The following is a 12,698-nucleotide window of genomic DNA, read 5'->3' as shown; positions in this document are numbered from 1 at the left end:
GAACTTTGAATTGAGAAAGAGAGAATAGCCTTGAAAATTCCAAAAGAAGGCGACTTCATCACGATTCAAAGCTATAAACATGATGGGAATCTTCATCGCACTTGGCGCGATACGATGGTTCTAAAAACAAATGAAAATTCAATTATTGGAGTAAACGATCACACATTAGTGACAGAATCTGACGACCGACGTTGGGTGACACGCGAACCTGCCATTGTTTACTTCCACAAAAAGTTTTGGTTTAACATCATTGCTATGATTCGTGAGGAAGGCGTTAGCTACTACTGCAATCTAGCGAGCCCCTTCGTCCTCGATAACGAAGCGCTGAAATATATTGATTACGACCTTGACGTGAAGGTCTTCAAAGATGGAGAAAAAAAATTACTCGATGTTGAAGAATATGAACGCCACCGCCGCAAAATGCACTATCCAAAAGAAATTGATCATATTCTAAAAGAAAATGTCAAAATTCTTGTTGACTGGATTAACAATGAAAAAGGACCTTTTTCTAAAGAGTACGTCGAGATTTGGTACAATCGTTATCATCAGTTAAAAAAATAGTTACTGACTTTCTGTCAGTAACTTTTTTTTATTCTTGATTTTTAAGTTCTTCTTGTTCTCTAGCCTGTCTACGATACCCTAAACTGTAAAAACCAGCAACAAAAATTGATCCACCTAAGAGATTTCCAAGATAAACAAACAAGAAATTATGAGCAAAATCTAGCCAGCTCGCTCCATTTTCAAAAATTGCTGCAGGAATAACAAAAGCATTTGCAATACTATGTTGAAAACCAATCGCAACAAAAGCCATCACTGGAAACCAAACGGTCAATATTTTCCCTGCCGCATCCTTAGCTCCATAACACATCCACATAGCTAAACCAACGAACCAATTACAACCAATCCCTGATAGAAATTCTTGTGACCAACTCGCATTAATCTTCGCTTGAGCTAAATTCAAAAGTTCCGTCTTATAATCTCCTGTACCAGTCAATCCTACGAGATGTCCAAAGACGAAAGCGACAAAAATTGCTCCAATCACATTAAACAAAGTAATAATCAACCAATTTTTAAGCAAATCACTCAAACTTACCTTTTTAGCAAATAATGAAGTTGATACAGCTGTCATATTTGAAGTGATTAACTCACCACCTCCCAATAAGATAACAATTAAGCCAATTGGAAAGACACTTGCTCCGATTAAGCTCGCAAGACTTCCTAATTCCTCAGCAACGGAAGCTACTACTCTAATATAAAGTAAATAACCAAAGGAAATCATTGCTCCGCCAATAAAACCAAGCACAGCTTTTTCTAAAAATGGACGTTTAATTTTTTCTTGACCGTGGTGAATGGTCGCAGATAAAATTTCTGCCGGATTCATCATGATAATTTTTTCTCCTGAAAGCGTATTTATAAAATAACTCATTCATTTTATCATAAATTTCTTATTAATGCTAAGAAAGACTGTAAAATCAGGCTTATACGACATTTTGTTGTTCATTTTACATTTTAGAAGGCAAGATATTTCCTATTTACTTCCTAATATATCATTGATAAAATCCGTAACTGAACGGCTAGCGCCTTCCATTGAATCCTTAGAATCATTGTATAAAGTATACAATTGTTTTCTACTAAATTTATTGTCTGCTTTATATAATTCTTTTTTTACCACACTATTTTTGGCTTTATCTTTATCAGGTGACGATATAATGATTTGATCATTTTTTGCAAAATTATCTAAAGATTTTTCATTTACTTTATTATTTTGGGACTTTAATATTTTTGGCGTGACAGCTTTTGTTGCTAAATCTCCTAAATTATTTCCCGGACTCTTCAAATAATTAAAAAGCCCCATAGTTAATATACATACAGCCGCAGCAAAAATAATAATTTTTTTCATGTTTCTCTCCTAAATTTTATTATTTATATACAATATTTTACTCTTATTAATAAAGTCTATTCTTACACTTTTGAAAGTAATCTATAAAATATCAATTTTCAAAAAAAAACTATCAATTATGATAGCTTTTTATTTATTTTAACCCGTGATTAAATCACGTCTTCTATAAGCTCCAAAACCAAGTGAAATTAATAAGATAGATAAAATCAATATGAATAAAACGGTAGAAAGGTTCATTTTCTCAACTGGCAATTTAGGAATGTAGTTATAAATGCTTAAATTTTCAAGCCATTTTGGCAAAGATAATAATTTTCCAAGATAAGTCATAAAAAGTAAGAAAGCAAGATATACCCAAATTAATTCTGCCAAACGAGGCACAAGCCCAAGTAACAGACTAAGTATTGCTAAAACAAATATGACAGCAACAAGCCAAATCATGCCAGATTTCATCATTTCTAAGAAGCTCAAAGCATTTTTATTGCCCAACTGTTCAATAAATATTCCAAAAAGCGCTAAAAACTGAGCTAAAATTACTGACAGAATAGCTGTCAGTAAATAAGTGGAATACACTTTTAGTCGTGAAAGTGGTAAAGCATAAAGAGCTTCCAGACGATTTTTTCTTTCCTCGTTCACCATTTTTGTCAGTAAAATTACACCAAACGCTGCGATTAAGATTGACAATATCGAAAACAGAGTGACCATGAAGTTTCCTCTAATCGCACTCGCTGCCGTTTCATTCCCAACAAAAAGCGCCTTAACGGTTTTATTACTTGAAATAAATTGGTCTATTTGTCCAAACATTGAACCATAAACTAAGCCCAGAACAAAACTTGCCAAAAGCCAACCGATAATCATCTTTTTTTCAAGATTCAAAACGAGACCAGGAAATCCGAAATGTCCCTTTTTCCCATGAAGTCGCGCCTTTCTTTCGGGAAAATACCCCACTCCCACATCTCTTTTAAGCTCTAGGAGATAGGATATTCCTAAAAGTAGAAAAGCTAAGAGAAAAGTCAAAAAGACAGCTAACCAATTTTCATGACCTTTAACATAAGGAAAAGCTAGATAAGACCAAGACAGAGGATTGAACCAACCTATGGAAAGATTTGTTACATCTGTTAGCATTCGGATAATATAGAGCAAACCCAGTAAACCGAATATCATCCCTTTAGTTGTACTTGCTTCAGAGAAAATTTGACCGAAAAGTAAAGCAAACATTCCCCAAAGGAAACCCTGAGCACTTGTTGTGAAAGCAAATAGAAAATTACTTTCTAAATGATTCAAGCCAGCCACGTTTTGGGCCTCTATTGAAAGAGCTAATAAGACAGCCATTATTAAATGTAAGAGCAAAAGTTCCATGACTAAAGCAGTCGTATTTGCCAATTTTCCAATAGAGTAAGACCGAAAAAGTTCTGTAATCCCATCATCTTCTTCTTTTCTGCTTCGATTAACAACATAAATAATCGAAATGATAGCGAAAGTCAGCCCCGTAATTAAAGTCATAGTTTGACCAAAAATCGGCCCCAGACTATAATGAACTGGATTATTTATTGGCGTTGGTCCAAATAATCCGACCATTGCTGGATTTTTGACAAACATTGTATAAAGAGTACTAGCCGTCGCTGGATTCGAGGCAACTTCCATTTTCCCTGCCCCTGAAGCAGCAAAAGCAAGCATGCCTAAAATCCAGAAAACTAACTTAAACCAATCCCTTTTTATTAAAGTCTTAAATAAAACTCCTGTATTATAAAGTGGTTGTTTCATAATAAGCCCCCTATTGATAATGTCTCATAAACAAGTCTTCAAGTGTTGGCGGTGTGGCTTCCAGCTTCTTTACCCCATAAAGTAAGAGTGTTTTTAAAATTTCATCTATTGCATCTGAATCGGCTTGAAATGTCGCTTCATTCTCTTTAATTTGTAAATCATGAACAGAAGATAATTCTTTTAAGCCAACAGCTTCTTTCTCCGTTTCAACTTTATACTGATATCTGATCAAATGTCGCAAGTCATCAAGTGTGCCTGTTTCAACAATCTCTCCTTTTCGTATCACCGCTACCCTATCAGCTAATTTTTCAACTTCTGATAAAATATGACTTGATAAAATAATTGCTTTGCCAGCAGCTTTTAGTCCTTTTACTTCTTCTTGAAAAAAGGCTTCCATAAGTGGATCCAAACCACTCGTTGGCTCATCAAAAATATAGAGCTCAGCCTCAGTTGCTAAAGCAGCAATGAGCGCAATCTTTTGTCGATTTCCTTTAGAATAAGAGCGCACTTTTTTCTTAGGATTTAAATCAAACTTTTTAATTAATTGGTCTCGTTTTTCTTGATTGATTGCTCCATGAAGTTTTAAAAATAAATCAATTGTTTCTCCGCCAGATAAATTTGGCCAAAGGTAAACATCCCCTGGAACATAAGCAATTTTTTTATGAATCTCAATTGAATCTTGCCAGACATCCTTACCAAAAATTTGAACTTTTCCTTGGGTCGCTCGAATGATTCCAAGCAAAATTCTAATTGTTGTTGATTTCCCAGCACCATTAGGGCCAATATAGCCAAGAACTTCTCCAGCATTTACCTCAAAAGAAACATCTTTTAAGGCTTGAAATTGACCAAAGTTTTTTTGAAGTCCTTTTACCTCAACTAGCTTATCCATCTTTCTTCCTCCTGAATTTTATCCTCTATTATCATAAAATGTACTGAATCATTACTTATAGTTCATATTGTACGCTTACATTTGAAATAGTTCAAGAAAAAAGCTATAATTTTTGATAGTAAATACCCTATCCAATCAAGTTGAAAGGAACTTTTATGAATCAAACAGAAAAAAAGAAAAAAGCGATTCTAGAAACCACTTTTCACTTATTAAACCAAAAAACAATTAGAGAAATTACCGTTGACGAAATTGCTCACAAAGCGAACGTTTCAAAAGTGACACTCTTTAAATATTTTCATAGCAAAAATCAATTGATTAACCAGGTTATTAGGCAAAATCTCAATCAATTGTCTTTGGAAATTAAAACTTTTATTGAAAGCAATTTAGATTTTAATCAGACTTATCAAGCAATTCTTCAATTAAAAATTCAGCAACTTGAACATTATCAGCCGATTTTTTCAGAAAACATGATGGCTCAATATACAAATAGTCCTGAATTACTAGATGATGATGTCCTTTCTTTACAAAAGCAGATTTATCTATTACTTTTTCAAAAAGGCCAGGCGGAAGGAAAAATTTCTAGCGATTATAGCCAAGAAGATTTTCTCTTGATTTTAAGTATTTTCAATTCAGGAATGAAAGGTTTATCAATGAATTTACTTATAGAAAAAGCTGAAATCATTTCTCGTTTTTTCCTCAATGGGTGGAAATAAGACAAAGTATAAAAAAACTAGCAAGAATATCTAGCTAGTTTTTTAATTCTCAATTTTTCTTAACTCATTAGCTTGTTCAACAATTTTTCTAAGTCGATGATTTACTCCAGACTTCCCCAATGGTGGTTCAAGCAACTCTCCCAACTCTTTAATTGTTGCTTCAGGATTTTCTAGACGTACACGAGCAATTTCCTTTAAATTCTCTGGAAGTTGTTCTAATTCTTTTCTCTCATTAAGAAATTGAATAGCATTAATTGCTTCTTGAGCCGCCATAACTGATTTAGCAATATTAGCATTTTCAAAATTGGACTGCCGATTAGCTAAACCACGCATTTCACGGATAATCTTCGCCTCTTCAAATTTCAATCTTGCCTTCATCGCTCCAATTAAAGTCAATAAATCCATTATTTCGTCTGCTTTTGATAAATAGAGTATCCAGCGATTTTTCCTTTCAATAACACGCGCATTTAAACCAAAATCTTGAAAAATTTCTTGTAAATCTTCCGCATGTTCCTGATATACACTAGCAATTGATAACTGATACTCACCTTTTTCAGGATTATGCAAAGAGCCTGCCGATAAAAAAGCTCCTCGTAAATAGTCCTTTTTGATAAATTCATCATTTTTAACAAATTCTGGCACACCATTATCCAACATCAACGAATCTGCTAAACTTAATTCATCTAATAATTCACTCGTACCCTCAGTTATAAAAACCGTATAAACCCGATTTTTAGAGAGCGTAGTCTTTTGATGAACACGAATTTCAGCATGAACATCGTAGAGTTCTCTTAACATTTGATAAATATATTTGGCAGTTCCAGCATTTTCAGTCGTAATCGATAAAGTTAATCCATTAAAAATACCCACAGAGCCATTCATTCTGACAAGTGCCAAAACTGCTCCAGTTGTTGCTAAATTACTTGTTAATTCTTTTTTTACATCACTTGTGAAACTCATAATTCTTTCTATACAGGACAGGATATTTTTTCCTGCTCTATTCTTTCTGTCAGACTTTTTTCTTATAAAAATTTACTGACAAACATTCTGTCAGTAAATTATTTTAATGTCTAAACTCTTGCCTCTGTGAAATTGCGACAATTTCTTTAGCAACAGCTTCACCATTATGAAAGGCTCCGCCGTCACGAAGTTCAAGGAAGTTATTAGAGATAACGTTGACCTCTTCTGCTTTTAATGCCTCAAAATCATGGTCAACTTGAACCAGATACTCATCAAATTTATTCGTATTCATGTATTCTTCAGGAACTTCTTGAATATTCACCAAGACAGTATCAATCACTTTTGTCCCAATATGTTCATTTAATACTCGAACATGGTCAGCATCTGAAAAATGTTCTGTTTCCCCACGCTGAGTCATGATATTACAAACATAGACAATTTTAGCCGAGGTTTTCCAAAGAGCTTCGCAGATTTCTGGAATAACGATATTAGGTAAAATCGAAGTAAAAAGTGAGCCAGGTCCCAAGACAATGGTATCTGCTTCCATAATTGATTTCACTACATTTTTGGACGCAACTGGACTATCACCACTAGCTGTTTGAGTTAAATAAACATGGTCAATCAATCCCTTATAGCTAGCAATATGACTTTCACCTAAGACCTCATGACCATCCTTAAAAACAGCATGTAAGGTCAACGCGGCATCAGACGAAGGATAAATTTTCCCTTCCACATGAAAAAATTGAGCTAATGTTTGAATTGCACGATAAGTTGAACCCTGCATTTCAGAAACTGCTGCAATAATTAGATTACCCAGAGGATGACCAGCTAATTCACCATCAGATTTATCAAAACGATATTGTAAAATATCAGCATAAAACTTGGGCATATCTGACATGGCAATCAATACATTACGCAAATCACCTGGCGGTGCAATATTCACCGCTGAACGAATTCGCCCAGAAGACCCACCATCGTCTGCCACAGTTACAATAGCCGTTAAATCAATTTTTTCTTTACGAAGTGCTTTTAAGACAACTGGAATTCCAGTTCCTCCACCAATAACTACAACTTTTGGATTGCTCATGAACGATTTACCGTTTCCTTTCTACGGTCTTTATCTCTATGACTGACATTGAGATGCCATTTATCCTTCAAAGCCGCAGAGACTCTTTCAGCAAAAGCAACCGACCGGTGTTGACCACCCGTACAACCAAAAGCGATTGTTAAAACCGATTTACCTTCTTTTTTATAGGCTGGAAGAATTGGAACTAACATTTTCATCAAATTTTCATAAAATTCTTCCGACTGTGGATGTTCCATAACATAGTCATAAACTTCTTTATCTGTTCCATTTTTATCACGCAATTCAGCAATATAATGCGGATTTGGCAAGAAACGGACGTCAAAGACTAAATCGGCATCTAAAGGCAAACCATACTTAAATCCAAAGGACATAACTTCAATTCTAAATGTAGATTCCGTACTAGAAGCAAATTTTTGTAAAATTCTTGCTCGAAGATTTCTTGGAGTCAATTCGCTTGTATCAATAACCACTTCTGAAAGATTTTTTAAATCAGCTAAAATTTCACGTTCTTTAGTAATTCCATCAAGCGTTCTACCATCAATAGCAAGAGGATGACTTCTTCTAGTTTCCTTATATCTTGAAACCAATTCAGTATCATTTGCATCTAAAAATAAAAGTTTGAAATTAACAGACCCGTTATCCGTCAATTCAGTCACAATACTTTGAATATCTTCAAAGAAAGCGCGTGAACGCATATCGACAACCAAGGCAACTTTATCAATCTTATTATCTGGTGTATTCAAAAGGCCCACAAATTTTTCAATTAAATTTGGTGGCATATTATCTACCGTGAAATACCCCATGTCCTCAAAGGATTGAATGGCAACCGTTTTACCTGCCCCAGACATCCCTGTAATAATCACAATATTGAGTTTATTCTCCATTTCTCTCCTCCATTTTCAGCTTACTCTTTTAAATTTTTTCTTCAATAAATCTTACTACTTCAATTTTTAATAATAGGTATCAGAGCATTGGTGCAATTAAACGAGCTAAACCTTCTTTAAAACGAACTAACTTAGAACGTTCTTCATAACGCTCTAAAGTTAATGGACGGCTCAATTTCAAATCCTTCATAAAATCATTTCGTAATTTTTGAGAAATGTCATAATCATAGATAACAACATTGGCCTCAAAACATAATTGCAAACTTCGATAATCTAAATTAGCCGACCCAACTGAAGCATACTCTCCATCAATAATCAATGTTTTAGAGTGAACAAATCCATTTTCGTAAGTATAAACTTTCGCGCCATATTTAACTAAATCAGCAGCATGGAAATAAGTCGCCCAATAAACCAGTGGATGGTCTGGCTTATTTGGAATCAATAATTTAACCTGCACACCCGATAATAATGCTAATTTTATAGATTCATGTAAAGCATCAGACGGAATATAATAAGGGGTTTGAATAATAATCTCTCGCTCTGCACCTGAAATCATCTTCATGTAAGTTAATTTAATTTGCTCTTTGTCCTCATCTGGTCCCGAAGTTACAAGTTGAGTCGCTATATGACCTTCAACAATCGAATCTGGGAAATAAGGCTCTCCCTCGGTTACTTCAAAATGATGTTGAGAATTCCAATCTAAAATGAAACGATGCTGAAGGCTATAAACAATATCACCAGTCAATCGCAAATGATTGTCACGCCAATATCCAAATTTCTTTGTAATTGAAGCATATTCATCACCAACATTAAATCCACCTGTGTATCCAATAACTCCATCAATAACTACAATTTTACGGTGCAAACGATAGTTTGTTCTCGGATTGACTAAGGGCATAATTAATGGAAAAAATTGCGCTACATGCCCCCCAGCCTCCTGAAGTTCTTTAAAACTGGACATTTTTGTTTTATTTGAACCCCAAGCGTCAATTAAAAGTTTAACTTCCACTCCTCGTTTTGCAGCTGCAAGTAAAGCATCATAGATTTCATGACCCATTCGATCCATCCGAAAAATATAATACTCCATATGAACGTGATGTTTTGCTTTATTAATATCATCAATCAGAGCAGTAAATTTCTGACGTCCATCATTGAAGATTTTCACACCAGTATTTGTTGAAATAATTGATTTTTCTTCAACATAAAGCATATGAATCAACTGACCAATTACATGATTTTGTCTCATTTTTTTAACAAATAATCGATCTGTGTAAGATTTTTCAGCATGTTCTAATTGTTTTTCAAAACCCAACTGAAACCTTTTTCGGTCCTTAAAAATACGATAATGTGAAATGCCACGTCCAATGAGTAAATATAAAATAAAGCCTATGATAGGCAGTAAATTAACAACAAAGAGCCATGACCAAGTTGCCGCTGTTGATTTTCTTTCCCTAAAAATAATGACAAAGGATAATATAACATTAAGGAAAAAAAGCGCCAGCTCAAAAAGTGCAATAAAACTCAAAATAATCTCTCCTAATCCCCCAGTATACTTCCTCTATTATATCAAAAAAAGCGGTATTAAACCGCTCTTATTATTCTCATTCGTTTTTATTTTGCTTTTTTCAATGCACCAAATAATAGACCTGAAACAATTGCGCCAATCAAGATGAACAAGAGATAAAGTAAAGGATTGTTTGTCAAAGCAAGAACGAAGACTCCACCATGTGGTGCCATCAATTTAATGTTTGCCATACCAGTCAAACCACCGGCTACTGCTGCTCCAACCATAAACGATGGGATTGCGCGTGCTGGATCAGATGCACCAAATGGAATTGACCCTTCAGTGATGAATGAAAGCCCCATAACAATGTTTGTCAAACCAGCATTACGTTCTTCTTTGGTAAATTTATTTTTAAACAAGATAACAGCTACTGTAGTTGCAAGTGGTGGAACCATCCCACCAGCCATAACGGCAGCCATTGTTACTGAACCACCAGTTGAAACTGTTGCTGCTAAAGTACCAGTAGCAAAGATATAAGCAGCTTTGTTAATTGGACCGCCAAGGTCAATAGCCATCATTCCACCAACAACTAAACCAAGTACAAGCGCAGATGCTCCTGATAGACTCGCCAAGAAGTTAGAGAGACCGGTATTAATTGCTGCCATCGGGATATTAACAAAGAGCATTAGGAAACCTGTGATAAATGTTCCAACTAATGGATAGATCAAGATAGCTTTAATTCCATCAAGTGAACGAGGAAGTTTTGCAAAAGCTTTACGCAAAAGGATAATGACACCACCGGCAAGGAAACCACCAACTAAGGCTCCTAAGAAACCAGACGGAATCATTTTAGCAGGATCTAAATGACCAAATGCAAGACCAGAAGATGCCATAGAACCAGCGACAAAACCAGCAACTAAACCAGGTTTATCAGCAATAGAGTTGGCAATGAAACCAGCTAGAACAGGTAACATAAAGGCAAAAGCTGCACCACCAACATTTTTAAAGTAAGCTGCTAAAGGATGATAAACTCCTAGATTAGCCAATTGACTTTGAGGAACTCCCATTGCTTGGTCAATCAAGAAAGCAAGAGCAATAAGTATCCCACCACCAACAACGAATGGAAGCATTGCAGAAACCCCACCCATTAAGTGTTTATAGAATGCTTTTCCTAAACCACCAGATGATTCTTCTTTTACTTCATCAGATCCGTCAGCTTCATAGATTGGTGCTTTACCTGAAAGTGCACGATTAATTAATTCTTCAGTATCTCGGATGGCATGTGCAACTGGAACTTGAACCATTTCTTTACCAGCAAAACGATTCATTTCAACTTTCTTATCCGCAGCCACAATAACAGCATCTGCTTTTTGGATATCAGCTGCACTTAATTTATTATCAATTCCACGCGCACCATTGGTTTCAACTTTAATTCCAACGCCCATTTCCAAGGCTTGTTTTTTAAGCGCTTCTTCAGCCATATAAGTATGAGCAATACCCGTCGTACAAGCCGTTACAGCTACAATATAATGTTCAGCATTTTCAACAGTCTTAATTTCTTCTTGTTTTTCAGAAAAAAGTTGAATGACTTCTCTTGGATACTCAACTTTTCTCAAACGATCTTGGAAACCGTCTTTAAGAAGATAAGTGGAAAGTTGTGCTAAAGCTTCCAAGTGAGTATCATTAGCACCGTCTGGTGCTGCTATCATGAAGAAAAGATTGACAGGTTGTCCATCTAATGCGGCGTAGTCAACACCAACTTTTGATTTTGCAAAGAGAACGACTGGCTCATTGACCGCTGTATTTTTACTGTGAGGCATTGCAATTCCGTCACCAAGTCCAGTTGAAGTCTGTGCCTCACGTGCCATAATTCCTGCTTTAAAAGTTGCGAAATCATTGACATAACCTTCAGAAACTAATTTATTGACCATTTCATCAATAACAGCTTCTTTGCTAGTTGCTTGGAGGTCAAGAATCATAACCTCTGTTTTAAGTAAATCTTTTATTTCCATCATTTCACCTCTGAAATATTAACTTTTTTATAAATTTCTTCCAAAAATGCTCGGCTTGGCATATCATCTGAGAATGCCTTTGAAGTTCCACAAGCGATTGCTTGTCTAAATGCTAATAGTGGGTCTTTAGACTGGCTATATTCAGCTAAAAATCCTGCAACGGTCGAATCACCAGCACCAATAGAATTTTTTAACTCTCCTTTAATCCCTTGAGCAAAATAAACTTTCTCATTTGTAAAGAGGAGTGCTCCATCACCAGCCATTGATACGATAACATTTTGAGCACCCATTTCTAAAAGTTTTTGACCATAAGGAATGATTTGCTCATTATTTTTGAAGCTTGTTTCAAAGATTGCTTCTAGTTCTTCTCGGTTTGGTTTAATGAGTAGGGGATGAGCAGGAAGCGAATCAAGTAATTTTTGACCATCAACATCCATGACAAAACTTGCTTTTTGCTTTTGGACTTTAGCAATCAAACGCTCATAGAAATCTTCACCAAGACTTTTAGGAATTGTACCTGCAAAGACAACGATATCATCTTCTTTCAAATGATCAAATTTTTCAAGAAAATGATTAATTTCACTTTCTTGAAGTTTTGGTCCAGCCGCATCAAGACTTGTTTCGTTTTCCTGACTTTTCAGCTTGACATTAATTCTTGTCAAATCTTCTATTTCTGTGAAATCCGAATCAATCTGATTCTCACTTAAGAAATCTTTAATATATTGACCAGAAAATCCACCTAGAAAACCTAGTGCCTTGCTTTTGGCACCTATAAGACTTAGCATGCGGCTTTCCATAATTCCTTTACCACCTGCTGAAATCTGAGTTTTCCCTGTTCGATTCACCTCACCAAGTGCTAACTCTTCATAATTCATGAAGTAGTCAAGTGCTGGGTTGAGTGTTACTGTATAAATCATAGTTCTCCTTTATTTAAGACGTAGGTTTACAAATACTAACTTTTAGTGAAATCTTTTCACACGATTCATTT

The 12,698-nt window shown here is 35.2% G+C and carries 12 protein-coding genes; 2 read left to right on the top strand and 10 right to left on the bottom strand.

All coding sequences use genetic code 11. From position 1 onward, the window contains the following. The first annotated feature begins 30 nt into the window (after nt 1-30). Nucleotides 31-561, top strand: coding sequence for a nucleoside tri-diphosphate phosphatase (gene ntdP, locus ACRYLU_RS04955; RefSeq protein WP_003130958.1), 531 nt, complete (start codon nt 31-33; stop codon nt 559-561). A 28-nt stretch (nt 562-589) separates the two neighbouring features. Here ntdP and ACRYLU_RS04950 read toward each other — a convergent pair whose 3' ends face one another. The 4 genes from ACRYLU_RS04950 to ACRYLU_RS04935 form a co-directional block, all read right to left on the bottom strand. Next, nucleotides 590-1,384 carry a formate/nitrite transporter family protein gene (locus ACRYLU_RS04950; protein WP_445081374.1) on the bottom strand — a complete coding sequence of 265 codons (795 nt, stop codon included), beginning with the start codon at nt 1,382-1,384 and terminating at the stop codon, nt 590-592. Nucleotides 1,385-1,528: 144 nt separating this feature from the next. Next, nucleotides 1,529-1,900 carry a hypothetical protein gene (locus ACRYLU_RS04945; RefSeq protein ID WP_038601327.1) on the bottom strand — a complete coding sequence of 124 codons (372 nt, stop codon included), beginning with the start codon at nt 1,898-1,900 and terminating at the stop codon, nt 1,529-1,531. Nucleotides 1,901-2,038: 138 nt separating this feature from the next. Next, nucleotides 2,039-3,661 carry an ABC transporter permease gene (locus ACRYLU_RS04940; RefSeq protein WP_445081320.1) on the bottom strand — a complete coding sequence of 541 codons (1,623 nt, stop codon included), beginning with the start codon at nt 3,659-3,661 and terminating at the stop codon, nt 2,039-2,041. Nucleotides 3,662-3,671: 10 nt separating this feature from the next. After that, the gene (locus ACRYLU_RS04935; protein WP_098403273.1) at nt 3,672-4,550 is read right to left on the bottom strand and encodes an ABC transporter ATP-binding protein; all 879 of its coding nucleotides are present in this window, start codon (nt 4,548-4,550) and stop codon (nt 3,672-3,674) included. A 155-nt stretch (nt 4,551-4,705) separates the two neighbouring features. Here ACRYLU_RS04935 and ACRYLU_RS04930 point away from each other — a divergent pair, with 155 nt between their 5' ends. Beyond that, nucleotides 4,706-5,263: a TetR/AcrR family transcriptional regulator gene (locus ACRYLU_RS04930; RefSeq protein WP_445081319.1), complete on the top strand. Its 558-nt coding sequence runs from the start codon at nt 4,706-4,708 to the stop codon at nt 5,261-5,263. A 42-nt stretch (nt 5,264-5,305) separates the two neighbouring features. Here the strand turns inward: ACRYLU_RS04930 and whiA are convergent, their stop codons facing one another. From whiA to pfkB, 6 genes are all read right to left on the bottom strand, one after another. Then, entirely contained in the window at nt 5,306-6,223 is a 918-nt protein-coding gene (whiA, locus tag ACRYLU_RS04925; RefSeq protein WP_445081318.1) for a DNA-binding protein WhiA, read from the bottom strand. A gap of 103 nt (nt 6,224-6,326) precedes the next feature. Then, nucleotides 6,327-7,310 carry a gluconeogenesis factor YvcK family protein gene (locus ACRYLU_RS04920; protein WP_010905658.1) on the bottom strand — a complete coding sequence of 328 codons (984 nt, stop codon included), beginning with the start codon at nt 7,308-7,310 and terminating at the stop codon, nt 6,327-6,329. Next, nucleotides 7,307-8,194: an RNase adapter RapZ gene (gene rapZ / locus ACRYLU_RS04915; RefSeq protein WP_012897599.1), complete on the bottom strand. Its 888-nt coding sequence runs from the start codon at nt 8,192-8,194 to the stop codon at nt 7,307-7,309. Before rapZ ends, ACRYLU_RS04920 begins: the two co-directional genes overlap by 4 nt. Before the next feature lie 79 nt (nt 8,195-8,273). Further along, a complete protein-coding gene (gene cls / locus ACRYLU_RS04910) occupies nt 8,274-9,719 on the bottom strand; it encodes a cardiolipin synthase (RefSeq protein WP_058205338.1) in 1,446 nt (481 codons plus the stop codon). 86 nt (nt 9,720-9,805) lie between these two features. Continuing rightward, a complete protein-coding gene (locus tag ACRYLU_RS04905) occupies nt 9,806-11,710 on the bottom strand; it encodes a PTS fructose transporter subunit IIABC (protein WP_058205339.1) in 1,905 nt (634 codons plus the stop codon). Next, on the bottom strand, nt 11,710-12,627 hold the full coding sequence (gene pfkB, locus ACRYLU_RS04900; protein ID WP_260310884.1) for a 1-phosphofructokinase: 918 nt from the start codon (nt 12,625-12,627) through the stop codon (nt 11,710-11,712). Before pfkB ends, ACRYLU_RS04905 begins: the two co-directional genes overlap by 1 nt. Nucleotides 12,628-12,698: the final 71 nt, after the last annotated feature.

The sequence above is a fragment of the Lactococcus sp. KTH0-1S genome, assembly GCF_052544945.1.
Note: the sequence above shows the minus strand (reverse complement) of the source record. Positions and strands in the feature narration are given on the sequence as shown.

What these genes read in the sequence shown, in the direction of transcription:
- ACRYLU_RS04950 (WP_445081374.1), bottom strand. Translation starts at nt 1,384, where the DNA reads ATGATGAATCCGGCAGAAATTTTATCTGCGACCATTCACCACGGTCAA.
- ACRYLU_RS04945 (WP_038601327.1), bottom strand. Translation starts at nt 1,900, where the DNA reads ATGAAAAAAATTATTATTTTTGCTGCGGCTGTATGTATATTAACTATG.
- ACRYLU_RS04940 (WP_445081320.1), bottom strand. Translation starts at nt 3,661, where the DNA reads ATGAAACAACCACTTTATAATACAGGAGTTTTATTTAAGACTTTAATA.
- ACRYLU_RS04935 (WP_098403273.1), bottom strand. Translation starts at nt 4,550, where the DNA reads ATGGATAAGCTAGTTGAGGTAAAAGGACTTCAAAAAAACTTTGGTCAA.
- ACRYLU_RS04930 (WP_445081319.1), top strand. Translation starts at nt 4,706, where the DNA reads ATGAATCAAACAGAAAAAAAGAAAAAAGCGATTCTAGAAACCACTTTT.
- whiA (WP_445081318.1), bottom strand. Translation starts at nt 6,223, where the DNA reads ATGAGTTTCACAAGTGATGTAAAAAAAGAATTAACAAGTAATTTAGCA.
- ACRYLU_RS04920 (WP_010905658.1), bottom strand. Translation starts at nt 7,310, where the DNA reads ATGAGCAATCCAAAAGTTGTAGTTATTGGTGGAGGAACTGGAATTCCA.
- rapZ (WP_012897599.1), bottom strand. Translation starts at nt 8,194, where the DNA reads ATGGAGAATAAACTCAATATTGTGATTATTACAGGGATGTCTGGGGCA.
- ACRYLU_RS04905 (WP_058205339.1), bottom strand. Translation starts at nt 11,710, where the DNA reads ATGGAAATAAAAGATTTACTTAAAACAGAGGTTATGATTCTTGACCTC.
- pfkB (WP_260310884.1), bottom strand. Translation starts at nt 12,627, where the DNA reads ATGATTTATACAGTAACACTCAACCCAGCACTTGACTACTTCATGAAT.